The 21,533-nt window shown below is 63.7% G+C and carries 22 protein-coding genes; 11 read left to right on the forward strand and 11 right to left on the reverse strand.

What is annotated here, in order from left to right:
• From ACFFUC_RS19270 to ACFFUC_RS19285, 4 genes are all read left to right on the forward strand, one after another.
• On the forward strand, positions 1-564 hold the full coding sequence (locus tag ACFFUC_RS19270; RefSeq protein WP_377688551.1) for a CPBP family intramembrane glutamic endopeptidase: 564 nt from the start codon (positions 1-3) through the stop codon (positions 562-564).
• Between the two features lie 60 nt (positions 565-624).
• Positions 625-2,403: an aspartate--tRNA ligase gene (gene aspS / locus ACFFUC_RS19275; RefSeq protein WP_377688552.1), complete on the forward strand. Its 1,779-nt coding sequence runs from the start codon at positions 625-627 to the stop codon at positions 2,401-2,403.
• Positions 2,404-2,476: 73 nt separating this feature from the next.
• Positions 2,477-3,856, forward strand: coding sequence for a DUF1800 domain-containing protein (locus tag ACFFUC_RS19280; RefSeq protein ID WP_377688553.1), 1,380 nt, complete (start codon positions 2,477-2,479; stop codon positions 3,854-3,856).
• Between the two features lie 11 nt (positions 3,857-3,867).
• Complete coding sequence (locus ACFFUC_RS19285) at positions 3,868-5,043, forward strand: DUF1501 domain-containing protein (protein ID WP_377688554.1); 1,176 nt, start codon at positions 3,868-3,870, stop codon at positions 5,041-5,043.
• Between the two features lie 45 nt (positions 5,044-5,088).
• Here ACFFUC_RS19285 and ACFFUC_RS19290 read toward each other — a convergent pair whose 3' ends face one another.
• Positions 5,089-5,838 (reverse strand): response regulator, encoded by a 750-nt coding sequence (locus ACFFUC_RS19290; protein WP_377688555.1) that lies wholly within the window; start codon positions 5,836-5,838, stop codon positions 5,089-5,091.
• A gap of 134 nt (positions 5,839-5,972) precedes the next feature.
• Here ACFFUC_RS19290 and mce point away from each other — a divergent pair, with 134 nt between their 5' ends.
• Both mce and ACFFUC_RS19300 read left to right on the forward strand, forming a co-directional pair.
• The gene (mce, locus tag ACFFUC_RS19295) at positions 5,973-6,377 is read left to right on the forward strand and encodes a methylmalonyl-CoA epimerase (RefSeq protein ID WP_377688556.1); all 405 of its coding nucleotides are present in this window, start codon (positions 5,973-5,975) and stop codon (positions 6,375-6,377) included.
• Entirely contained in the window at positions 6,377-6,637 is a 261-nt protein-coding gene (locus tag ACFFUC_RS19300; protein ID WP_377688557.1) for a DUF1467 family protein, read from the forward strand. Before mce ends, ACFFUC_RS19300 begins: the two co-directional genes overlap by 1 nt.
• Here the strand turns inward: ACFFUC_RS19300 and ACFFUC_RS19305 are convergent.
• Positions 6,603-7,304, reverse strand: coding sequence for an EI24 domain-containing protein (locus ACFFUC_RS19305; RefSeq protein WP_377688558.1), 702 nt, complete (start codon positions 7,302-7,304; stop codon positions 6,603-6,605). The genes ACFFUC_RS19300 and ACFFUC_RS19305 overlap by 35 nt on opposite strands.
• Complete coding sequence (locus tag ACFFUC_RS19310) at positions 7,301-7,870, reverse strand: nitroreductase family protein (RefSeq protein WP_377688559.1); 570 nt, start codon at positions 7,868-7,870, stop codon at positions 7,301-7,303. The genes ACFFUC_RS19305 and ACFFUC_RS19310 overlap by 4 nt, the downstream gene beginning before the upstream one ends.
• Before the next feature lie 235 nt (positions 7,871-8,105).
• Here ACFFUC_RS19310 and ACFFUC_RS19315 point away from each other — a divergent pair, with 235 nt between their 5' ends.
• On the forward strand, positions 8,106-8,369 hold the full coding sequence (locus ACFFUC_RS19315; RefSeq protein ID WP_377688560.1) for a DUF167 domain-containing protein: 264 nt from the start codon (positions 8,106-8,108) through the stop codon (positions 8,367-8,369).
• A gap of 25 nt (positions 8,370-8,394) precedes the next feature.
• On the opposite strand, the gene ACFFUC_RS19320 is transcribed toward ACFFUC_RS19315, so the two are convergent.
• Complete coding sequence (locus ACFFUC_RS19320; protein ID WP_377688690.1) at positions 8,395-8,646, reverse strand: DUF8831 family protein; 252 nt, start codon at positions 8,644-8,646, stop codon at positions 8,395-8,397.
• A gap of 124 nt (positions 8,647-8,770) precedes the next feature.
• On the opposite strand from ACFFUC_RS19320, the gene ACFFUC_RS19325 reads away from it, so the two are divergent.
• Both ACFFUC_RS19325 and ACFFUC_RS19330 read left to right on the forward strand, forming a co-directional pair.
• Entirely contained in the window at positions 8,771-9,553 is a 783-nt protein-coding gene (locus tag ACFFUC_RS19325; protein WP_377688561.1) for a M48 family metalloprotease, read from the forward strand.
• A gap of 241 nt (positions 9,554-9,794) precedes the next feature.
• On the forward strand, positions 9,795-10,259 hold the full coding sequence (locus ACFFUC_RS19330; protein ID WP_377688562.1) for a hypothetical protein: 465 nt from the start codon (positions 9,795-9,797) through the stop codon (positions 10,257-10,259).
• 53 nt (positions 10,260-10,312) lie between these two features.
• Here ACFFUC_RS19330 and ilvN read toward each other — a convergent pair whose 3' ends face one another.
• The 3 genes from ilvN to ACFFUC_RS19345 form a co-directional block, all read right to left on the reverse strand.
• The gene (ilvN, locus tag ACFFUC_RS19335; RefSeq protein WP_377688563.1) at positions 10,313-10,873 is read right to left on the reverse strand and encodes an acetolactate synthase small subunit; all 561 of its coding nucleotides are present in this window, start codon (positions 10,871-10,873) and stop codon (positions 10,313-10,315) included.
• A 60-nt stretch (positions 10,874-10,933) separates the two neighbouring features.
• A complete protein-coding gene (locus ACFFUC_RS19340; protein WP_377688564.1) occupies positions 10,934-12,688 on the reverse strand; it encodes an acetolactate synthase 3 large subunit in 1,755 nt (584 codons plus the stop codon).
• 176 nt (positions 12,689-12,864) lie between these two features.
• Positions 12,865-13,674: an arginyltransferase gene (locus ACFFUC_RS19345; RefSeq protein ID WP_377688691.1), complete on the reverse strand. Its 810-nt coding sequence runs from the start codon at positions 13,672-13,674 to the stop codon at positions 12,865-12,867.
• Between the two features lie 311 nt (positions 13,675-13,985).
• Here ACFFUC_RS19345 and ACFFUC_RS19350 point away from each other — a divergent pair, with 311 nt between their 5' ends.
• Positions 13,986-16,817 (forward strand): [protein-PII] uridylyltransferase family protein, encoded by a 2,832-nt coding sequence (locus tag ACFFUC_RS19350; protein WP_377688565.1) that lies wholly within the window; start codon positions 13,986-13,988, stop codon positions 16,815-16,817.
• A 2-nt stretch (positions 16,818-16,819) separates the two neighbouring features.
• On the opposite strand, the gene ACFFUC_RS19355 is transcribed toward ACFFUC_RS19350, so the two are convergent.
• The 3 genes from ACFFUC_RS19355 to carA all read right to left on the reverse strand — a co-directional run bounded on the left by ACFFUC_RS19355 (position 16,820) and on the right by carA (position 20,254).
• Entirely contained in the window at positions 16,820-18,115 is a 1,296-nt protein-coding gene (locus ACFFUC_RS19355) for a glycosyltransferase (RefSeq protein ID WP_377688566.1), read from the reverse strand.
• The gene (locus ACFFUC_RS19360; RefSeq protein WP_377688567.1) at positions 18,085-18,999 is read right to left on the reverse strand and encodes a cyclic di-GMP-binding domain-containing protein, MshE-related; all 915 of its coding nucleotides are present in this window, start codon (positions 18,997-18,999) and stop codon (positions 18,085-18,087) included. The genes ACFFUC_RS19355 and ACFFUC_RS19360 overlap by 31 nt, the downstream gene beginning before the upstream one ends.
• Before the next feature lie 109 nt (positions 19,000-19,108).
• Positions 19,109-20,254 carry a glutamine-hydrolyzing carbamoyl-phosphate synthase small subunit gene (carA, locus tag ACFFUC_RS19365; protein ID WP_377688568.1) on the reverse strand — a complete coding sequence of 382 codons (1,146 nt, stop codon included), beginning with the start codon at positions 20,252-20,254 and terminating at the stop codon, positions 19,109-19,111.
• Between the two features lie 154 nt (positions 20,255-20,408).
• Here carA and ACFFUC_RS19370 point away from each other — a divergent pair, with 154 nt between their 5' ends.
• Entirely contained in the window at positions 20,409-20,873 is a 465-nt protein-coding gene (locus ACFFUC_RS19370) for a GatB/YqeY domain-containing protein (protein WP_377688569.1), read from the forward strand.
• A gap of 90 nt (positions 20,874-20,963) precedes the next feature.
• Here the strand turns inward: ACFFUC_RS19370 and ACFFUC_RS19375 are convergent, their stop codons facing one another.
• Positions 20,964-21,497 carry a DUF2244 domain-containing protein gene (locus ACFFUC_RS19375; RefSeq protein ID WP_377688570.1) on the reverse strand — a complete coding sequence of 178 codons (534 nt, stop codon included), beginning with the start codon at positions 21,495-21,497 and terminating at the stop codon, positions 20,964-20,966.
• Between the last annotated feature and the right edge of the window lie 36 nt (positions 21,498-21,533).

The following is a 21,533-nucleotide window of genomic DNA, read 5'->3' on the forward strand; positions in this document are numbered from 1 at the left end:
ATGCCCGGCCGTCTGCTCTTTCCGGCGCTGGCGGTCTTCAGCCTCGCGGGGCTTTTGCTGCTGTGGTGGACAGGCGGTTTCGACTGGCGCAGCCTGATCCGCGGCTGGGGGCGGGTGCGCTGGCATCTGGTCTTGCTGTTCGGGCTTTCGGTCGGGCTGATCGGCTGGGCCGTCATGGAACTGAGCTTTCCCGATTACCGGCTCAACACCTCGCCGCAACGGCTGTGGTTTCTGACGCGGATCTGGATGCTTTACCCGCTGCTGTCCGCCCTGCCGCAAGAGCTGATCTTCCGCACGCTCTTCTTTCACCGCTACGGCGCGCTTTTCGCCTCTAGGGGGCAGGCGATCCTTGCCAATGCGGCGATCTTTTCCTTCGCCCATCTCATGTATTGGTCCTCGATCGTGACGGTGATGACCTTCGCGGGCGGGTTGATCTTTGCCCATGCCTATCTGCGGCGCGGCTTCTCGTCGGCGTGGCTTTTGCATGCGATTGCGGGGAACATGCTCTTTTCCGTGGGAATGGGGGCTTATTTCTACTCGGGCAATGTGGTGCGCCCCTTCTGATTGCTTGACTTCCCCGCCTCGGAGTTGTTCACACAATGCCGAATATTTAGGGGAAAACCGATGAGCGCTTATCGCAGCCATACCTGCGGCCAGTTGACCGCCGCGAATGCCGGAAATGAGGTCCGCCTGTCGGGCTGGGTGCATCGCGTCCGAGATCACGGTGGGGTTTTGTTCATCGACCTGCGCGACCATTACGGCATCACTCAGGTCATCGCCGACAGCGACAGCCCGGCTTTCGCGACGCTGGAAAAGCTGCGCGCCGAAACCGTCATCCGCATCGACGGTCGCGTCAAACTGCGTGACGCCAGCCTGATCAACCCGAAGCTGCCGACCGGCGAGATCGAGGTCTATGCGACCGAGACCGAAATCCTCGGACCCTCGGACGATCTGCCGCTGCCGGTCTTCGGCGATCAGGACTACCCGGAAGAAACCCGCCTGACCTACCGCTTCCTCGACCTGCGCCGCGAGACGCTGCACAACAACATCATGTTGCGCTCCAAGGTCGTGCGCTCGATCCGCAACCGGATGTGGGATCAGGGTTTCACCGAATTCCAGACCCCGATCATCACGGCATCGAGCCCCGAAGGCGCGCGTGACTTCCTCGTGCCCTCGCGTCTGCATCCGGGCAAATTCTACGCTTTGCCGCAAGCGCCCCAGCAGTTCAAACAGCTGATCATGGTCGCGGGCTTCGACAAATACTTCCAGATCGCGCCGTGCTTCCGTGACGAAGACCCGCGCGCCGACCGCTCGCCCACGGACTTCTACCAGCTCGACCTTGAGATGTCCTTCATCGAGCAAGAAGACGTTTTCGCCACCGTCCAGCCGGTCATTCAGGGCCTGTTCGAGGAATTCGGCGGCGGCCGTCCGGTCGACACCAACTGGCCGCGCATTCCCTATGCGGAATCGATGCTGAAATACGGCAGCGACAAGCCCGACCTGCGCAACCCGATCGAAATGCAGATCGTCAGCGACCATTTCCGCGGCTCGGGCTTTGCGATTTTCGCGAAACTGCTGGAACAAGACGGCACCGAAGTGCGCGCCATTCCCGCAGCCAAAGGCGGTTCGCGCAAATTCGCCGACCGCATGAACGCCTTCGCGCAGAGCCAGGGCCTGCCGGGCATGGGCTATATCTTCTGGCGCAAAGCCGAAGACGGCTCGACCGAGGCAGCCGGTCCGATCGCGAAAGCGCTTGGTGACGAGAAGACCGAAGCGATCCGCGTCCAGCTTGGTCTGGGCGAGGGCGACGCCGCCTTCTTCCTCGGCGGCAAGCCGGAAACCTTCGAGGCCGTCGCCGGCCGTGCCCGCACCGAGATCGGCCGCGAGCTTGGTCTGACCGACGAAAACCAGTTCAAATTCGCCTGGATCGTCGACTTCCCGATGTACGAGAAGGGCGATGACGGCAAGATCGACTTCAGCCACAACCCGTTCTCGATGCCGCAGGGCGGTCTTGACGCGCTGAACACCCAGGATCCGCTGACGATCAAGGGCTATCAGTATGACCTCGCGTGCAACGGTTACGAGCTGATTTCCGGCGCGATCCGCAACCACTCGCCGGAGGTCATGTTCAAGGCATTCGAGCTGGCCGGTTACGGTCATGACGAGGTCGAAAAGCGTTTCGGCGGCATGGTCAAAGCCTTCCGTTACGGCGCCCCGCCCCACGGTGGTTGTGCGGCCGGTATCGACCGGATCGTGATGCTGCTGGCGGATGAGCAAAACATCCGCGAAGTCATCATGTTCCCGATGAACCAGCGCGCCGAAGACCTGATGATGGGCGCGCCGTCCGAGCCCACCAACGAGCAGATGCGCGAATTGCGTCTGCGCGCCGTGCCGAAAGAGTGATCTGACCTCCGGCACGATTTCTGACATAAAATTCGGGGGGATCGGTTCCCCCCGGATTTAAAAGGAAAAGCGCTTGGAGTTTGGTTTTCCCGAGCTTGCGGCGATCCGCTTGGGCTTCGGCCTCTCGCCCCATATGCAGCCGCCCGCCGATGTCGATGCGATTCTGGCAGGCTTGGCGACGGCCGCACCCGATGGAGATGCGGTCAGTCTCGACGAGGCCCGCGCATCCGCTCTCTCGCTCGCCGATCTCGGCAAGGCCGCCCGTGACGGCGGCGATGCGGAACGCGAGAAGCTCAACCAACTGTCGCGCGATCTGCGTGATTTCAACACAATCGCGCTTCAGCAGCGTATTGCCCGCGCCATCGATGACCCGAGCGGCTTCGGCGAACGTCTGGTGCAGTTCTGGGCCGACCATTTCACCATTCGCGCCGCCGCAGCCGGACAGCACAAACTAGCCGTAGCCTTTGTCGACGATGCGATCCGGCCCCATATCGGCGGCCGTTTCGAGGATCTCTTCGTGGCGGCGGACCTGCATCCGATGATGCTGCTTTATCTCGACCAGACCTCGAGCGTCGGGCCGAATTCGCGCTTCGGCAAGGCGCGCGCCTCGCAGGGCCGGCTTGCGGGGCTGAACGAAAATCTCGCGCGCGAGGCGATGGAGCTGCACAGCCTCGGTGTCGGTGCCGGCTATTCGCAAGACGATGTGCGCGAATTGGCCGAACTTCTCACCGGCATCAGCTACAATCCCAAGGTCGGCGTCGAATTCCTGCCCAATCGCGCGGAGCCCGGTGCCGAGACAATCCTCGGAACCTCTTACGGCGGCAAGCGGCAGCCGAGCGCGGACGACATCCGCGCGGCCTTTACCGATCTGGCGCGACGCCCCGAAACGGCGGCATTCGTCTCGCGCAAACTGGCCGTCCACTTCACCAGCGATACGCCCGACGAGGGGCTGGTGACGGCGATGACCGCACGGTGGCGCGAGACGCGCGGGGATCTGGCCGAGGTCTACCGCGTCATGATCACCCATCCGGCCTTGGTCGACAGTTTTCGCGACAAGGCGCGGCAACCCTTTGATTTCATGGTGGCAAGTCTGCGCGCTCTGGGCGTTACCGGAGAGGTGCTGCGCGGTTGGGACATCCGCACGGCCAACCGCGTCCTGATGCAGCCCCTGGGGATGATGGGGCAGCGCTGGGGCGCGCCCCTTGGCCCGAACGGCTGGCCCGAGGAGGCTTCGGCATGGATCACGCCGCAGGCCTTGTCGGCGCGCATCAACTGGATCCTCGACATCCAAAAGCGTGTGCTCGGCGACGATCTGCCCGACCCGCGCGAGCTGATGCTCACGGCTTTCGGCGGGACGCAATCCGAGAAGCTGGCTTGGGCCGTCCCCAAAGCGGAAAGCGCGCGCGAGGGGATCGCGCTGATCCTCGCATCCAACGATTTCAACCGCCGTTAAGGAGGCCCGACATGATCAACCGACGCCTGTTCTTGCGCGGTAGCGCGCTTTTGGGATGCTCGCTCGCGGCCCATCCCCTGATGTCGAGCATGACCTTTGCCTCGGCCCCCGGCGAGAACCGCCTTGTGGTCATCATCCTGCGCGGGGCGATGGACGGGCTCGATGTGCTCCAGCCCTACGGCGATCCGATGCTGGCGAAACTGCGCAGCACGATTTCGGTCGGGCCGGGGCAGGGGGCGACGGATCTCGACGGCTTTTACGCCCTCCATTCCGATCTGGCGATGTTGATGCCGCTTTGGCAGGCGGGCCAATTGGCCTTTGCCCAAGCGGTTTCTACGCCCTATCGCGACAAGCGCAGCCATTTCGACGGGCAGGACGTGCTCGAGGCGGGGACCGGAAACGATGTGCCGAACTTCCAGCGCACCGGCGGCTGGCTCAACCGCTTGCTGCAGGTGATGCCGAATGCGGTGTCCGAGACGGCCTATTCGGTCGGGATCGACGAGATGCGCATTTTGAGCGGGCAGGCGCGCAGCAAAAGTTGGGCCCCCGAGGCGGATCTGACCCTTTCCGCGCAGGGCCAGCTTCTGCTCGAGCAGATCTATCACGACGATCCGCTGTTTCGCGATGCGGCGCAGGATGCCGGAGAGCTCGGCGGGCAGGAGATGCTCGACCTCGACGCCAAAGGGCCGACGCGAGAGGCGCAGGGGCTGGCGCGTTTCGCGGCCGACCGGCTGAACGGCGAGACGCGAATCGCGGCCTTTTCTCTGGCCGGTTGGGATAGCCATGCCAGACAGCCCGCGGTGATCGGGCGCGCACTGAAACGTTTGGGCGACTCGATCATCGCATTGCGCGACGGTCTTGGCCCGAATTGGGAAAAGACCACGGTTCTCGCCATGACCGAATTCGGCCGCACCGTGCGCGAGAACGGCTCGGGCGGGACGGATCACGGCACGGCGGGGGCGCTATTGATGGCGGGCGGTGCGATCAAGGGCGGGCGGGTCTATGGCGACTGGCCGGGCCTTGGCGAGGGCCAGCTTTACGCCGACCGCGATCTCATGCCCCTGCGCGACATCCGCGCCTATTCGGCCTGGGCGATGCGCAATCTTTTCGCGATCGAGGGCGGCGCTCTCGAGAGCACGATCTTTCCGGGCCTCGATCTGGGGGCCGATCCGCGGTTTCTGGCCTGAACGGGCCTGTCGGCGCGCGGGCTTTGCCCCGTCAGAACTGGCCTGTCAGATCTGGCCCACCGCCTCCAGCCGCTCGTGCAGCATGCCGCTGATGCGGGCGAGGCCTGCGGCCAGCGTATGGCCGGCACGGTTGTCGCGCGCGAGGCTTTGGGCAGCATCCTCGAGCGGGCGGTCATGGACCGAACGGGCGACACCGGCGAGAAAGTTCGCGATATAGTCGATGCTCGAGGTATCCTCCGCACTGGCGAGGATATCCGCGATATGGCTGAGGTCGTCGCGAAGCGCGGCCTTGTCGGGGCAGATCGTGTCGTCGGGCAGGACCCGCAGCCCGCTGCAGCGCAATTCGGGCGGCAAAGCCGATAGAATCGCCTGCTGGAAGACCGCCAGTTTCTCGATTGGTTTGAGCAAAAAAACCTGCGCCCCCGCCGCCAGAGCGACCGATTCGTTTTCGGGATCGCCCGAAATTCCGATGATGACCGGCGCGCTCGGGACCAATCCGGTGAAGGAGCGGATCAATTCCGCGCCATTGCCGTCGGGTAGTCCCATGTCGACGATGAGCACGCTGGGGCGGTAACTGCGCAGATGGCGCACCGCCGCCTTGAGGGTATCGGCGCGGCGAATGCGCGCACCCGAGCGCAGGCAAAGGAGGCGCAAAGCCTCGGATGCGAAACGGGAATCCTCGACCACAAGGGCGGTTAGCCCTGCCAAAGGGCGTCCCGGCAGCATTTGCGGCCGCCAAACCGGCATTTCCGCGCTCTGTTCGACCGTTCCCGGCCCTTGTCCCTGTCCCTGCATGACATGCTCCCGCAGCTGAAACTCTCATTGGGACAGAGTGACTCGTTTTCCCTAAGAAGCGGTTAATCGCCGTCCCGACCCTTCCCCTGAGCGCCGTCGCGGCCTAAAACGGCGCAAATCACGGGAGAAATCACATGATCGGTCGCTTGAACCATGTTGCCATTGCCGTCCCCGACCTCGAGGCGGCCTCTGCGCAATATCGCGATGTGCTGGGGGCCAAGGTCGGTCCGGCGCAGGACGAGCCCGACCACGGCGTGACCGTGGTTTTCATCGAACTGCCCAATACCAAGATCGAGCTGCTCTATCCGCTTGGCGACGACAGCCCGATTGCCGGTTTCCTTGCCAAGAATCCGGCCGGCGGCATTCACCATATCTGCTATGAGGTCGACGATATTCTCGCGGCGCGCGACAAGCTGAAAGCCTCGGGCGCGCGTGTGCTCGGCAGCGGCGAGCCCAAGATCGGCGCCCATGGCAAGCCCGTGTTGTTCCTTCACCCGAAGGATTTCAACGGAACCCTGATTGAACTGGAGCAAGTCTGATGAATTTGACTGGCGGAATCGTCCTTTATGCCTCGATCTGGTTTCTCGTGCTGTTCGTGCTGCTGCCGATCGGTCAAAAGAGCCAGGCCGATGTCGGCATCATCGTCCCCGGCACCCATGCCGGCGCCCCTCACGAGCCGCAATTGCTGAAAAAAGCGCTGTGGTCGACCGTGATCACCACGGTCCTGTGGGGCATCATCGCCTATATCATCTTCGGCGAGATCATCACCCGCGCCGATCTGACGCGGATGTTTGGCTAAGCTGGAAAAGATGGGTGAAGCCCGCCGCTGCAAGGACCGGAACCACGATATTGAGGACCGGAACCGAGAGCAGAAAGGCGATCATCACCCCTAGACCGGTGACCTGAAACGAAAGGCGCTGGCGCAATGCGCCGGCGCTTTCGCTATTCAGGTGCCGCCGCGCTGCCATCGAAAAGAACTCGCGCCCCAGAAGCCAGCCGTTGGCTCCGTAAAACAGCACCGAAGCCAACGGCCCGAGAAAGGGCGTCGCGATCAGCGAGACGATCATGATCGCGAGCGCCGCGCCCATGACGGCCAGCGATTCCAGAAGCCCGTCCCAGAAATCGAGCGGCAGGCCGCGGCGCTGGGGGTAATGGACCTCTTCGACGATCTCGGCTACGCGCTCGGCGAAAAGGCCCGAAAAGGCTGCCGCGACTGGCGCCATGAGGAAAAAGCCCATCAGCGGGAAAAGCGCCAGCGAGCCCCATGACAAGGTCCCGCCGATCGGGATTGTCCCGACCAGCGGCAAGGTGATGCTTTCGGGCGCGAGCCAGCGGATGGCCCAAAAGGCTCCGGTCTGGAGCGCGACCAGCAAAGCGATGGTCAACAGGACCCCGAGCAGCACCACACCGAAGATGCGCGGCCGCAAGAGATCGCCCCAAGCCAGCGTCAGCGCCCGAAACATCATGCGAGGAAGCTGACTTTTGCAGCCAGATCGGGGCGCGGACGCTCGGGCGGGGTCTCGCCGCGCTGGCCGATATGGACGAGACCCGCGATGCGCTCCTGCGGGGCAAGGTCGAAGTGACGGGTCGCGAAATCGGGATGCGAGGCGGGACCGGTCAGCCATGCCGCGCCGTAGCCTGCCGCGAGGGCGGCATTGACCAGCGACAGGCAGACCGCGCCTGCCGAAAGGAACTGCTCCCACTCGGGGATTTTCGGGCTTTCGACCGGCGAAAAGACCACCGCGACGATCAGGGGCGAGCCAAAGGCCGAGCGCGCCTTTTCGACGGCAGCCTCGTCGCCGCCTTTGGCCGCGACGCTGGCCGCCAGCTCGGGCGCGAGCCGGTCGAGCACGGGGCGTTCGAGCACGATGAAGCGCCATGGCTCGAGCTTGCCGTGATCGGGCACGCGGGCGGCCAGCTCCAGAAGCGCCAGAAGCTCCTCGCGCTCGGGGGCAGGGCCTTTCAGCAGTTTCGGCGGATGCGAGCGGCGCTTGCCGAGGAAGGTCAGGGCATCGGGATTGGCGAAGGACATGGCAGCCTCATGAAAGGCCCGAACACGGCGCGGGGCCGGTCGCGGCAGGGTGGGGCCGCAGCGCGGAGGCCGGCGGCAATCGGGGTTGAACTGACGATAGCGGTGATTGCGGGGCGCTACCAGACGGGCTTGCGCGGCGATCGGCGCGCGCGGGAGGCGGTGGCCGCAAGCGCGCGTGACGGCTTGCCAAAAGCCGCGATCGGGGCTTCATGGGGATATGTCGAAGGAAGCCCCCATGGATGATCTGGCCGATTTGGCGGTTCCGGGCCGCGTGATTGCGGTGCGCGTCACGCCGCGCGCGGCGCGCAATCAGGTCACGCCCGCGCTCTTGGAGGACGGCAGCACGGGGCTGCGCGTCAGCACGACGACCGTGCCCGAGGACGGCAAGGCCAATGCCGCGGTGATCAAGCTGATCGCCAAGGCTCTGGGCATCGCCAAATCGCGGCTGACGCTTTTGCGCGGCGAGACCGGACGCGACAAGCTGTTCAGGATCGACTAAGCGGGTGCCCCTGCCAGAGGGCCGCTCAGCGGCGCTTGAGATGCTCCATGCGGTAATTGCCCTCGGGGAGGTTCAGCGCGGCGCGGAGCTCTTCGAGTTGCTCGAGCGAGAGCACGATGCGCGCGATCTGCTCGTCTGTCGGGTCGGATTGCTCGATGATGACGCGGTCGTCGAATGCAAGGATGGTGACGTCCTCGTTGAGGGGGCGTGTCGCGGGTTCGGCCTCGTCGATCAGGGTGATGACGGTGGCGTCGAACTCGTGCTCGATCGTGAACATCTCGTGGACCTCGTTGGTATCGGGCAAATTTTCTGTGAAAGATGCCGCCTTGATGCGCGTCGGGCTTGGCGTTGCGGCCCGGTCAGGGATAGATAGCGGTTAATTTTGCTGTGAGGTATGGTTGATGCGCAGATTTCTCGGGACGAGCACCTTTTTGGCGCTGAGCCTTGTGGTGGCCGGCTGCGTGGCACCGGGGCAGATGCCCTATCCGCCGCTGCCCGAAGCGGGTAGCCAGCCCTCCGCAAACCTGCCCGCCGCAAACCTGCCGGTCCCGTCGCGCGATTTCGCGAATTCGCCGCAGGAAAGCGCGCGCGGCTTTGCCGAGGTCATCCGCAAGATGGAGCCCGCGGTCGAGCGCGAATGCGTCCAGCGCCGTACCCAACCGATCAATTGCGACTTCCAGTTCGTTGTCGACGACCGCGCGGGGCTGGAGCCGAATGCCTTCCAAACCGTCGACAGTACCGGCCGCCCGATCATCGGCTTTACGATTTCGCTGATCGCCGAGGCGCGCAATGCCGACGAGCTGGCCTTTGTCGTCGGCCACGAGGCCAGCCACCACATCCTCGGTCATATCAACCGCAAATCCACGGCGGCCTCGGCGGGGGCGGTCATTCTGGGCGGTCTGGCCAGCGCCTATGGCGGCAGCGAATCGGCGATCCGCTCGGCGCAGGACATCGGCGCGCAGATGGGCGCGCGGTACTATTCGCGCGATTGGGAGCTCGAGGCGGACTACCTCGGGGCGATCGTCGCATTGAATGCGGGCTATGACCCCGAACATGGTGCGCAGTTTTTCGCGCGTATTCCCGATCCGGGCGACCGGATTTTGGGAACTCACCCCTCGCGTGCGGCGCGGATGGCGCAGGTCGCGAGAGCGGTAAACGATTACCGTACAGGGCAGTTCAGATAGGGCGGAAATGTGTTAGAATACGAACGATTCGGTGCAACTCTGGCACCGGAAATGTGAGTAAGATTAGCGCTTTACACCTATACGGCGAGTAGCGTGGTGGTGTGCCGCCACGTTTTTCGAACTGCTTCAAAATTGTCTGAAAAACTCCTTTAATAGCCTGATTGCTGCCGGTAAGTTGCATCGGCAAGTTGTCGCCTGCTTGGGCAGGGTGCCCGGAGTCGATGTGAGGTTAGGAGCGGCCATGATTGGCGTGATTGTCTGGAGTAGCGCAGTGAAGCGCAAAGCGGTGATCTGGTGTGAGGACCAGGGGCCGTTAGCCTATCTTCACGGCCTCGACAACGTTCTGGGCGGCGATGAATGGCCGGTGACCGGTGCAATGGTCGCGCTCGAATCCGAAGTCCGCAACGAGCTGCGCCATGCCTTCAACGTCCGCGTTCTCGATGAAACGCAGATGAGCGAATTGCCGGGCATGCTGCGCGAAGTCGGCGGTACGGGCGGCGGCAATGCCGATCTGGTGGCAAGCGGCGTTGGTCCGGTCACGGGGGCGGTTGCGGCGCAAAGCCAAACCATCGCGGTTCAGACCGAGGTGAAGCGTCCGGCGCTGCGCGTCGTGGCCTCGCAAGAGACGCCGCAAGCCGCGTCGGGAGCCATGCGCGGCAAACAGCCGACGCTTTTCGCGGTGAAAACCGCAGGAAAATCGCGCTGAGCCTTTCGGCTCAAGCGCGATGCTTTTCTCTTAAGTTTTGAAATTGGCGCCCGTCAGGCGCCGCGCGACAGGGCAGCAACACCGGTCCGCGCAAGATCGATCAGGCCGAGCGGCCGCATCAGATCGGCGAAAGCATCCAGCTTTTCGGACGTCCCCGTCATTTCGAAAACAAAGCTCTCCAGCGTCGAATCAACCACATTGGCGCGGAAGATCTCGGCAATGCGGAGCGCTTCTACGCGTTTCTCGCCCTGACCACGCACCTTGAAAAGACCCAGCTCGCGCTCGACCGAGCGGCCCTCGACCGTGAGGTCATGGACTTCATGGACCGGAACGATCCGGCCGAGCTGCGCCTTGATCTGCTCGATCACCGAAGGGGTGCCGCGCGTCACGATGGTAATGCGCGAACGGTGGCCGCTGTGGTCGACCTCGGCCACGGTCAGGCTGTCGATATTGTAGCCGCGGCCCGAGAATAGACCGATCACCCGTGCCAGAACGCCCGCCTCGTTGTCGACCAGTACCGCGAGGGTGTGGGATTCCTCGATCTGCGAATTGGGATCGCGCAGGTCATAGGCCGAATGGCTGGTTGCGCCCTGTTGGATATTCAATGCCGCCATGATGGCCTCACTTCATGAAACTTGGGAAACGGCCGGGGGCGGACCCCCGGCATTCAGGGATCACACCAACGCGCCGCCGGCACCGGTGATGGCACCATCGGTGTCGTCGTCGGGCAGAAGCATTTCGTTATGCGGCTTGCCCGAGGGGATCATCGGCAGGCAGTTCTCGTGTTTCTCGACCAGAACATCGAGGATGAACGGCCCGTCGTAATCCAGCATCTCCTGGATCGCATCATCGAGCTCCGCTGGATCCGAGACCATGCGGCCTTTCGCCCCGAAGGCTTCGGCCAGTTTCACGAAATCGGGCAGGCTGTCCGACCAGCTCTGGCTGTAGCGCTCGCCATGGAGCAGCTGCTGCCACTGACGCACCATGCCCAGACGTTCGTTGTTGAGGATGAACTGCTTGACCGGCGCGCGGAACTGGATCGCGGTGCCCATTTCCTGCATGTTCATCAGCCACGAGGCATCGCCCGCGACGTTGATGCAAAGCGCGTCGGGATGGGCAACCTGCGCCCCGATCGAGGCCGGCAGGCCGTAGCCCATCGTCCCCAGACCGCCCGAGGTCATCCAGTGGTTCGGGTCGTCGAAATGCAGATATTGCGCAGCCCACATCTGGTGCTGGCCGACCTCGGTCGCGACATAGGGTTTGCGGTCCTTGGTCAGGGCGTGGAGACGCTCGAGCGCATATTGCGGCTTGATGACATTGCCGGTCTGTTTGTAGGCGAGGCTCTTGCGCGCCTTCCACTTGTCGATCTGCGCCCACCAATCCTTGAGCCCCGCCGCATTGGTCTTGCGGCCGCGCGACTTCCAGACTTTCAGCAGATCCTCGAGGACATGGCCGACATCACCCACGATCGGGACATCGACGCGGATGACCTTGTTGATCGAGCTGGGGTCGATATCGATATGGGCCTTGACCGAGCCCGGGCTGAAATCGGCGACACGGCCGGTGATGCGGTCGTCGAAACGCGCCCCGATATTGATCATCAGATCGCAATCATGCATCGCCATATTGGCTTCATAAAGCCCGTGCATGCCCAACATGCCGAGCCAGTTCTTGCCGCTGGCCGGATAGGCCCCCAGACCCATCAGGGTCGAGGTCACGGGAAAGCCGCTCGCCTCGGCAAGCTCGCGCAGCAACTGGCTTGCGGCCGGACCCGAGTTGATGACGCCGCCGCCGGTATAAAGGATCGGGCGCTCGGCCTTTTCCATCAGCTCGACCAGCTTGGTGATCTGCTCGATGTCGCCCTTCTTCGCGGGCTGGTAGGAGGACAGATCCAGCTGTTTCGGCCCGACGTAATCGCCGGTCGCGAACTGCACATCCTTCGGAATGTCGACAAGGACCGGGCCGGGGCGGCCGGTGGTCGCGACATGGAAGGCGCGGTGGATGGTCTGGCTCAGTGCATTGGTGTCTTTGACCAGCCAGTTATGCTTGGTGCAGGGACGGGTGATGCCGATCGTATCGGCTTCCTGAAAACCGTCCGAGCCGATCAGGAAGGTCGGAACCTGCCCCGAGAGGACGATGATCGGGATCGAATCCATCAGCGCATCGGTCAGACCGGTCACCGCATTGGTCGCACCCGGACCCGAGGTCACCAGAACGACGCCCGGCTTGCCGGTGGTGCGGGCATAGCCCTCGGCCATATGGACCGCGCCCTGTTCGTGGCGCACCAGAATATGCTTGATGTCGTTTTGCTGGAAAATCTCGTCATAAATGGGTAGTACCGCGCCCCCCGGATAGCCGAATACCGTATCGACACCCTGATCGCGCAGGGCTTCGATAACCATTCTTGCACCGGTCATGCTTCGGGACATGCCCATTCTCCGTCTTTTTTTACAACAAACGTCCGCATTTCCTGCCCGGAAGGGCCCCGCGAACCTTGCGCAAACTATGTGGCGGAGCGGGGAGGGTCAATGGCATGCGTCCAAGAAAATGACCAATTGGTGCATATTCTTGAAATTATATTTCGGATGATGGCGATGGGGCGCAACTATCCCTTCGCATGTGGTAGCGAGATCCGCGCCACTTGCTCGACAATCGGGTCGATCGACAAAGGATCAATGTCGTCGCCATGCGATTTGGGATCCCCGATCGGCTGCCAGACACCGCCTTTGTAGATTTCGAGGGCCCCGAAGCGTCCCTTGTAATCCATCTTGCGGCTGCCCGGTACCCAGTAACCAAGATAGACGAAGGGCAGGTTGGCACTGCGCGCCAGCTCGATATGGTCGAGAATGACATGGGTCCCGAGGCTGCGCCGCTCCTGCGCGGGGTCGTAGAAACTATAGACGAGGCTGAGCCCGTCATCGAGGATATCGGTCAGGCAGACGCCCACGAGCTGCTGGCCTTGATCGCGATATTCCATCACGCGCGAGCGCACCGGCGTTTCCTCGATCATGGCGGCGAATTCGAAGATATCCATATCCGCCATGCCGCCGTCGGCGTGACGGCTGTCGAGGTAAAGGCGGAAAAGGTCATGCTGCTCTTCGGTGGCCCAGGCGCTGGTTGCGAGCCGCACGAGATCGGCATTGCGCTTTTCGACACGGCGCTGCGAGCGCGAGGGCCGGAATTCCGAGACGCGGATCCGCGCGGACATGCAGGCGACGCAGCTTTCGCAACTCGGCCGGTAGAGCACATTCTGCGAGCGCCGGAATCCCTGCCGTGAAAGCGCATTGTTCAGCTCGACCGCGCCATCGCCGCTCAGCGCGGTAAAGAGCTTGCGTTCGGCCCGACCATGCAAATAGGGGCAGGGCTGCGGCGCGGTTACATAAAACTGCGGAGAATTGGGCCGGTTGTGCCGCATCACGCGCTTGCCCCTTGTCTGATCCCGAGCATTGCCGAACTGTCTCCCGTCAGGGACAATATGGAAACGCCCGCGCCCTCCGGCAAGTTGTCCGGATCGACGTCATGGTGAAAAAATCGCAGGTCAGCTGTCATGGTTCGCGAAATCGGCGTCGGATCAACAAGAGCATTGTCACACAAAGCCTAACAAGAGATCAACCCGCGGCCAAGCGCAGGGCGCTTCCGTACCGTACTGCCAAAGGGGTATGGCGAAGGCGGTCGATCCGGCGCAAATCCGGTTGCAACCGACATGCTGCGCGCTAGGCTGACGGGATGGATTTTGCCTCGCGTATCACCCGCTTTCCTCTGCCCAACGACGCGCAGCGCGCGACATCCGCGCTCGAGCATTTCACAGGTCTCGACGCCAAACTCGCGCGGCTGATCGCGGGAACCGCCGGATGCAGCCCCTATCTTGCGGGCCTTCTGCGCTCCGAGGCGGACTGGCTTGTGGCGGCGCTCGATGAGGGTGATGTCGTCGCGCGCGAGACTGCGGAATTCGAGGAACTGGGCCCCGAGGCGCTTGGTCCTGCCTTGCGGCGCGCCAAAAGGAGGATCGCGCTTTGGACGGCTCTGGCCGATCTCGGAGGCGTTTGGCAGTTGTCCGAGGTGACGCAAGCGCTGAGCGATTTCGCCGATCGCGCGACCGATCTCGCCCTGCGCGTCCATATCCGCTCCGAGATTGCCCGCAAGAAGCTTCCCGAGACCGCTTCGGATGCAGGCGGGATCATCGCGCTTGCCATGGGGAAAATGGGCGCGGGCGAGCTGAACTACAGCTCCGACATCGATCTGATCATTCTGTTCGACGAAACCGCCTATGCCCCCGAGGACCAGCAGGAGGCGCGCGCCGCCCTGATCCGCGCGACGCGCAAGGCGGTGGCGACGCTTTCCGACAACACCGATCAGGGCTATGTTTTCCGCACCGATCTGCGGCTGCGCCCCGATGCTTCGGTGACGCCGGTCTGTATCTCGACCGCTGCCGCCCTGCGCTATTACGAGGCCGAGGGGCGCACATGGGAGCGCGCGGCCTATATCAAGGCGCGCCCCTGCGCGGGCAATCTCGCGGCCGGCGAGCGTTTTCTGGCCGAAATGCGGCCCTTCATCTGGCGGCGGCACCTCGATTTCGCGACGGTGCAGGACACGCAGGACATGCGGCTCCGGATCCGCGAGCACAAGGGGCTTCAGGGGCCGATGGTGCTCGCCGGCCACAACATGAAGCTTGGTCGTGGGGGCATCCGCGAGATCGAGTTTTTCACGCAAACCCGCCAGCTGATCTCGGGAGGGCGTGATCCCGATCTGCGCGCGCGCGGCACGGTCGAAGGGCTGGCGCGGCTCGCCGAAAAGGGCTGGATCAACCCCGATGAAGCGCAGGAGCTGACCGCGCTTTACCGCGCCCATCGCGAGGTCGAGCACCGCATCCAGATGGTCAATGACGCGCAGACCCACAGCCTGCCCGTGACCGACGAGGGCATCGACAATATCGCGCGCATGATGGGCGCCCCTGATACCGAGGAATGGTCGCAGGCTCTTTTGGAACGCCTCGATCGCGTCGAGACCCTGACCAACGACTTTTTCGTGCCCGCCGAGACCACCACGCGTCCCGAGCTTACGCCAGAGGCCGAGGCGATCATCGACCGCTGGCGCCGCTATCCGGCGCTGCGCTCGCATCGCGCGCTCCAGATCTTCCAGCGCATCGAGGCCGATTTTCTGACGCGAATGCAGCGCGCGGCCGATCCCGCCGAGGCTTTGGTCCGTTTCGACGCCTTTCTCGCGGGGCTGCCTGCCGGTGTGCAGCTCTTCTCGCTCTTCGAGGCCAATCCGCAATTGATCGAGCTGCTCGTGGATATCGTGGGGACCGCTCCGGTTCTTGCGCGCTATCTCGCACGGCACCCAGAGGTTTTGGATGCGGTGCTCGGCGGCAGTTTCTTTGCGCCATGGCCGGGGATGGAGGGGCTGCAACACAGCCTTTCCCAAGCCTTGAACGCGGCATTTTCCGCGCCCGATGGCGGCTATGAGCGCGGCCTCGATGCGGCGCGCCGATGGGCGCATGAGTGGCAGTTCCGCGTCGGCGTCCACCATCTGCGCGCGCTGATCGGTGCCGAAGAGGCCGGCGCGCATTACGCCGATATCGCCGCCGTCGCGATTGCCGAGCTTTTTCCCTTCGTCGCGCGCGAGTTCGCCCGCAAACATGGCGAGGCGCCGGGCAGGGGGGCGGTAGTGCTCGGAATGGGATCGATCGGAGCGCATCGGCTGAATGCGAGCTCCGACCTCGATCTCATTGTCATTTACGACAGCGGCGAGGTCGAAAGTTCCGACGGGCCCCGACCCTTGGCGGCGCGTCCCTATTATGCGCGGCTGACGCAGGCGATGATCACGGCGATATCGGCCCTGACTTCTGCCGGTAGGCTCTATGAGGTTGATATGCGGTTGCGGCCTTCGGGCAGGCAGGGTCCGGTCGCGACTTCGGTGCAATCCTTCGAAAATTACCAGCTGACCGAGGCCTGGACCTGGGAGCATCTTGCTTTGACGCGGGCGCAGGTTCTTGCGCATTGCGGCGGCGACGGGATCGCGCTTGGCGATCAGGTCGAGGCCTTGCGGGTGGGCGTATTCGGCCAATGCGGCATGCGCGGGCAGGTCCGGAGCGATCTGGCCGATATGCGCCAGCGCATCTTTGCTGCCAAACCCGCCGATTCGCCTTGGGAAGTGAAGGTCGGGCCGGGACGGTTGCAGGATATCGAACTTCTGGCGCAATCCTTTGCCTTGCGGGCTGCCGCTCCGGCACGGGGGACGATCGCGCAATTGCGGGCCGGACAGCGCGCGGGCCTGATCGGGCGCGACGAGGTGGCAGCCCTCGGTTCGGCCTATCGTTTCTTCTGGACGGTACGCTGCACGGGCAAGCTTTTGAGCGAAGGCCGCTTTGATCCTGCGACCATCGGCTATGGCGGGCGCGACTTTTTGCTGCGCGAGACGGGCGCGGACGATCTGGAGGCGCTTGGCGCAAGGATCGAGGATAGCGCGCGCAGTACGGCACAGATCATCGACCGCTTGTTGCAGGCTGCGGCGGCTCCGGAGGAGGGCCCTCCTCGGGGTGAGGCCGCGGCCCTCTGACATCAGCCGATTTTTCCCAGCAGGGTGACGGGTGCCGCGTGATCGCCGCGGCCCGTGGGCAAGGCTGCCGCGCGGCCTGAAATGGCTGATACCTTGTGCAGCGCAATGATGGCCGAAGGGGCGGATTGCAGGGCTCTGGTGATCTCGGCCTCGGTTTCGTCGGGCGTATGGTCAAAGAGACCGTGGCTTGTCTTGTCCCAGTAGAAGGGACGGGTGACGACCTCGTAAATCGCCTTCCACGCCGCAAGGCAGCCGAGCGGGAAATAAAGGTTCAACGTCGGCACCCAGGGCATCAGATGGCGATGTTCCCTGTCGCGGACCGCCCAGAGACCTGCCGTGAGGTTGACGGCCTCGGTCAGGATCAAAAGCGCCGTGAGGGCGGGCAGGGCGTAGCCGCCCCAAAGCCCCGAGACGGCGGGTTGCAGCGGATGGGGGAGACCGAAGGTCAGAAGCCAGAAGCTCCAGAGGATCGGCGCGAGCAGATATTGCGAGATCGTCCCGAGAAACTGCGCTTGAAAGCCGATGAACCGACGTGGGCCCAATTCGCGCCAGAGCCTCAGCGGATGGCGCATATGGACGCCCCAGGTCATCGCATAGCCCTTGAGCCAACGCGAGCGTTGGCGCACCCAGGGCAGGGCACGGCAATTGGCCTCTTCATAGGTGACGGTGTCGAGCATTTCTGTCTTCCAGCCGCGCCGCGCCAGACGCACGCCGAGATCGGCATCCTCGGTCACGTTGAACGCATCCCAGCAGCCGACTTTCTCGAGGATCTCGCGGCGGATGAAGAGCGTCGTACCGCCGAGCGGGACCACCAGACCAAGCCGCGCCACGCCGCGCAGATTGGCGCGAAACCACGAGGCATATTCGATGGTGAAACAGCGCGAGAGCCAGTTGGTCCTGGGGTTGTAGTAATCGAGGATGCCTTGAAGGCAGGCGACGTCGGGGGGCGCGAAGTGGAAGCGGCGGGCGACCTTGTGGAGCTGGTCGGGCTCGGGCCGGTCCTCGGCGTCCCAGATGCCGATGATCGGGCCACGGCAGAAGTTCAGCGCGTAATTCAGCGCACGTGGTTTGGTCTTGATCGGACCGTCGGGCACTTTGATGACGCGGATCCAGTGGGGCAGGACCGTACCGGCCAGAGCGTCGCAGGTCACGAGGTCGCTGGCCTCGACCACCAAAAGCACGTCGGTCAGCTCGCGCGGATAGGTCAGCCGCGAGAGGCGCGCGATGAGGCGCTCGGCGATATCGGCCTCGGCAAAGAGCGGCACCATCACCGAGATGACCGGAAGCTTCCCCTGCATTTGTGCCTGTTCGGGCAGGGCGTCGGCACTCGCCTGACCGGCTGCAAGGCGCCTCGCGCGGCTTTCCTCGCGCAGGATGGTGGCGAAAAGGCCAGCACCTTGACGGTCATGGTCGCGAGCAAGGTCAGCAGCGCCCAGGCCGTTACTATGGAGATGACGAGGACCGGCGCGAGGATCAGGCCGAGCGCCAGCCCTGCAAGCGCCACGGCCGCGATCCGCGCGGTGCGGCCCTCGTTGCGGTTTCGGCAACTGTCGTCGATGGGCACGCGGGTTTCGGCCCGCCGGATCAGCGCGGTTTTCCGGCTGCCGAGGATCGCGTCCCGCATTGCGGTTTCCGAACATAAAAGCATGCGCAATTCGCCGAAATCGGCGGGCAGATGCCGGCTCGTATCGCCAAAAGCCTCGGGGCGGGAGGTCACGACATAGGTCACGCCGCCGATCCGGCGCCAGGGCACCAGACCTGCAGACAGGCAGAAATCGGCGCCAGCCTGATCGAGCAGGCGCGGATCGGGCGGCATGGCGACCGGATCGATCATGCTGGTGCGCCATTGCCGCGAGAGGGCGCGTGTCAGCGCAGCCTCGGTGACCCAGCCATGCGCCAGAAGGATCTCTCCCAAGGGGGCGTCCTGCCTTTGCCGCATCACCACGGCCTTGAGCAGGTTTTGCGAGCTCACGGCCTCGTCCTCGAGCAGGATCTGGCCGAGATGGCGCGGATCGCGGTTCTGGACGAGCCGGTCCGGTGGCGGCGGCGGGATCGGGGAGGAGCCCTTGGCCGGAAGATCCGCCATCACGGCGGCAGGGACATCCGCGCGATCGGGACGGATCGGGACGGTGCGGCCGAGGGGCGTTAGCGCGGAATTGGCGAGAGAGGAGCTGGCGGGCATGGGCGCTTCCCGTTGAGGATCTGCGCTCTCTTTGCCACGCGAAGCGTTAAGGACGGGTTAATCCCGTCCCCAACCAGGTCACAGGGCCACGAAAGACGTGGCGGCCGCTTTAGCGGCGCTCGCGCATCGCTTTGGCGAAACGCGTGAAGAGATAGGCGCTGTCTTGCGGGCCCGGGCTCGCCTCGGGGTGGTGCTGGACCGAGAAAACCGCCTTGTCGAGCACGCGCAGACCGCAGTTGGAGCCGTCGAAGAGGCTGACATGGGTCTCGATTACGCCTTCGGGCAGGGTTTGGGCATCAACCGCGAAACCGTGGTTCATCGAGGTGATCTCGACCTTGCCGGTCTCGACGTTGCGCACGGGGTGATTCGCGCCGTGATGGCCGTGGCTCATCTTGACGGTCTTCGCGCCCAAGGCGAGCGCCAGCATCTGATGGCCGAGGCAGATGCCGAAGATCGGCAGATCCTTGGCCAGCAGCTCCTGAATCATCGGCACGGCATATTCGCCGGTCGCAGCCGGATCCCCCGGACCGTTCGAGAGGAAAATCCCCTCGGGGTTGTGGGCGAGCACTTCAGCCGCGGTTGCGGTTGCGGGCAGAACGGTGATTTCCGCGCCGCTGGCCGCGAGCGAGCGCAGGATGTTGCGTTTCGCGCCATAGTCGATCGCGACAACGCGGAAGGGCTTGGGGTTCGACTGTTTGGTGAACTCGCCCGGCCATTGCCAGAGGCTCTCGTCCCAGGTGTAACTTTGGGTCGTGCTGACCTCTTTGGCGAGGTCGAGGCCGACGAGGCCTTTCCATTCACGCGCCTTCGCGACCATGGCGGCAATGTCGAAATTGCCCTCGGGATCATGGGCGAGCACGACATGGGGCGAGCCTTGCTGGCGGATAGCGCGGGTCAGGCGACGGGTGTCGATGCCGCCGATGCCGATGCGGCCGCGCTTTTCCATCCATTCGACGAGATCGGCGGTCGCGCGCCAGTTCGACGGTTCGGTCGGGTCCCATTTCACCACGATGCCCGGCGAGACGGGATCGGCGGCTTCTTCGTCTTGCGGGGTGACGCCGGTATTGCCGATATGGGGGAAAGTGAAGGTCACGACCTGACTTGCGTAGGACGGGTCGGTCATGATCTCCTGGTAGCCGGTCATGGCGGTGTTGAAGACGAGCTCGGCCACCGTTTCCCCGGTTGCGCCAAAGCCTCGCCCGTGGAAGACCGTTCCGTCAGCGAGTGCAAGACATGCGGTCGGTTTCTGTGCCATCTTCATTTCTCCGGATAAATCGACCGACAACTAAGATTACATGGCCAAAGCGTCAAGGCCGGAACTATGCGAGTTTTCGCATGTTTTGCGGGTGGGTTGACCTCGGCGTCCGCCGGGGGCACACAACGGGGCTGTTCAGCAACAAGAGGATAAGATGGAACTTCGCGAACGCATTCAGGCGGATACGACCGAGGCCATGAAAAGCAAGGATGCACCGCGGGTCTCGACCCTGCGTCTGATCTCTGCTGCGATCAAGGATCGGGAAATCGCGGCCCGTGGCGAGAATAGCGAACATCCCGGCCTGACCGATGCCGATTTGGTCGCGATCATGTCGAAAATGGTCAAGCAGCGGCAGGAATCGGTGCGCGCCTATGAAGAGGGCGGGCGTCTGGAGCTTGCGGCCAAGGAAGAAGCCGAGATCAAGCTGATCCAGCAATACCTTCCGCGCCAGCTCGACCAGGCCGAAGTCAAATCCGCAATTGACGGCGTTGTTGCGGATCTGGGCGCATCCTCGATTCGCGACATGGGCCGCGTCATGGCAGAGTTGCGCACACGTTATGCCGGACAGATGGATTTCGGCGCCGTCGGCCCGATCATCAAGGACCGGCTGATGGGCTGAGGCGAAAGCCCGGTTGCCGAGATCACGGGAAAGAGCGGCTTGGCCGCTCTTTTTTTATGCGCGGAAGGCGGGCGCGTCCGGCGTCACGCTTTAGCGGCTGCGGGCGAGGGCGCGGTCGATATCCGCGCGCAGGGCCTCGCGCTCTTGCGGCGACAGGAAGCGGCCGATTTCGATTTCGCGCTGGCCGTCGGTCAGGGTGAGGTAATGCTCGACGGGCCCGTCCTCGCGCAGCTGGCTGCGCACCCAATAGGGATTGGTCCGCCACAAACGGTCCTGCTGACCCGGTTCCTGCCGCAGCACCGTCAGCACATCGGAGCTCAGACGCAGGGTCTCGCGGGTGATGCGCGCATTGCGGGAATTGCGCTCGATCGCGATCCAGAGCGCCCAGATCACGACGAGGGCAAAAGGCAAAAGCCCCCACATCACCCCCGATCCGACCATCGCCAGTAGCGGGATCATCAACCCGATCGCGCTTGTTGCGATTACCCAGACAAAACCCTTGGCGGGAAGCGAGCGGTGCGGCCAGAGATGCAGCTCCGCCACAAGCTCGTCGCCATGATTTTGCGCGGGCCTTTGTGCAGGACGCGCCTCGGGATCGGGGAATTTGGACCAGTGATAGGGCATCTTCGTCTCGGGACGGCGGTCTTTTCGGCAGTCTTT

This window comes from Paracoccus cavernae (genome assembly GCF_042430175.1).
Lineage (GTDB): Bacteria > Pseudomonadota > Alphaproteobacteria > Rhodobacterales > Rhodobacteraceae > Paracoccus > Paracoccus cavernae.

What these genes read in the sequence shown, in the direction of transcription:
- ACFFUC_RS19375 (WP_377688570.1), bottom strand. Translation starts at nt 21,497, where the DNA reads ATGCCCTATCACTGGTCCAAATTCCCCGATCCCGAGGCGCGTCCTGCA.
- ACFFUC_RS19320 (WP_377688690.1), bottom strand. Translation starts at nt 8,646, where the DNA reads ATGTTCACGATCGAGCACGAGTTCGACGCCACCGTCATCACCCTGATC.
- ACFFUC_RS19325 (WP_377688561.1), top strand. Translation starts at nt 8,771, where the DNA reads ATGCGCAGATTTCTCGGGACGAGCACCTTTTTGGCGCTGAGCCTTGTG.
- ACFFUC_RS19305 (WP_377688558.1), bottom strand. Translation starts at nt 7,304, where the DNA reads ATGATGTTTCGGGCGCTGACGCTGGCTTGGGGCGATCTCTTGCGGCCG.
- ACFFUC_RS19310 (WP_377688559.1), bottom strand. Translation starts at nt 7,870, where the DNA reads ATGTCCTTCGCCAATCCCGATGCCCTGACCTTCCTCGGCAAGCGCCGC.
- ACFFUC_RS19290 (WP_377688555.1), bottom strand. Translation starts at nt 5,838, where the DNA reads ATGCAGGGACAGGGACAAGGGCCGGGAACGGTCGAACAGAGCGCGGAA.
- ACFFUC_RS19330 (WP_377688562.1), top strand. Translation starts at nt 9,795, where the DNA reads ATGATTGGCGTGATTGTCTGGAGTAGCGCAGTGAAGCGCAAAGCGGTG.
- ACFFUC_RS19270 (WP_377688551.1), top strand. Translation starts at nt 1, where the DNA reads ATGCCCGGCCGTCTGCTCTTTCCGGCGCTGGCGGTCTTCAGCCTCGCG.
- ACFFUC_RS19350 (WP_377688565.1), top strand. Translation starts at nt 13,986, where the DNA reads ATGGATTTTGCCTCGCGTATCACCCGCTTTCCTCTGCCCAACGACGCG.
- ACFFUC_RS19360 (WP_377688567.1), bottom strand. Translation starts at nt 18,999, where the DNA reads ATGCCCGCCAGCTCCTCTCTCGCCAATTCCGCGCTAACGCCCCTCGGC.
- mce (WP_377688556.1), top strand. Translation starts at nt 5,973, where the DNA reads ATGATCGGTCGCTTGAACCATGTTGCCATTGCCGTCCCCGACCTCGAG.
- aspS (WP_377688552.1), top strand. Translation starts at nt 625, where the DNA reads ATGAGCGCTTATCGCAGCCATACCTGCGGCCAGTTGACCGCCGCGAAT.
- ACFFUC_RS19340 (WP_377688564.1), bottom strand. Translation starts at nt 12,688, where the DNA reads ATGTCCCGAAGCATGACCGGTGCAAGAATGGTTATCGAAGCCCTGCGC.
- ACFFUC_RS19355 (WP_377688566.1), bottom strand. Translation starts at nt 18,115, where the DNA reads ATGCAGGGGAAGCTTCCGGTCATCTCGGTGATGGTGCCGCTCTTTGCC.
- ilvN (WP_377688563.1), bottom strand. Translation starts at nt 10,873, where the DNA reads ATGGCGGCATTGAATATCCAACAGGGCGCAACCAGCCATTCGGCCTAT.
- ACFFUC_RS19345 (WP_377688691.1), bottom strand. Translation starts at nt 13,674, where the DNA reads ATGCGGCACAACCGGCCCAATTCTCCGCAGTTTTATGTAACCGCGCCG.
- ACFFUC_RS19300 (WP_377688557.1), top strand. Translation starts at nt 6,377, where the DNA reads ATGAATTTGACTGGCGGAATCGTCCTTTATGCCTCGATCTGGTTTCTC.
- carA (WP_377688568.1), bottom strand. Translation starts at nt 20,254, where the DNA reads ATGGCACAGAAACCGACCGCATGTCTTGCACTCGCTGACGGAACGGTC.
- ACFFUC_RS19285 (WP_377688554.1), top strand. Translation starts at nt 3,868, where the DNA reads ATGATCAACCGACGCCTGTTCTTGCGCGGTAGCGCGCTTTTGGGATGC.
- ACFFUC_RS19370 (WP_377688569.1), top strand. Translation starts at nt 20,409, where the DNA reads ATGGAACTTCGCGAACGCATTCAGGCGGATACGACCGAGGCCATGAAA.
- ACFFUC_RS19315 (WP_377688560.1), top strand. Translation starts at nt 8,106, where the DNA reads ATGGATGATCTGGCCGATTTGGCGGTTCCGGGCCGCGTGATTGCGGTG.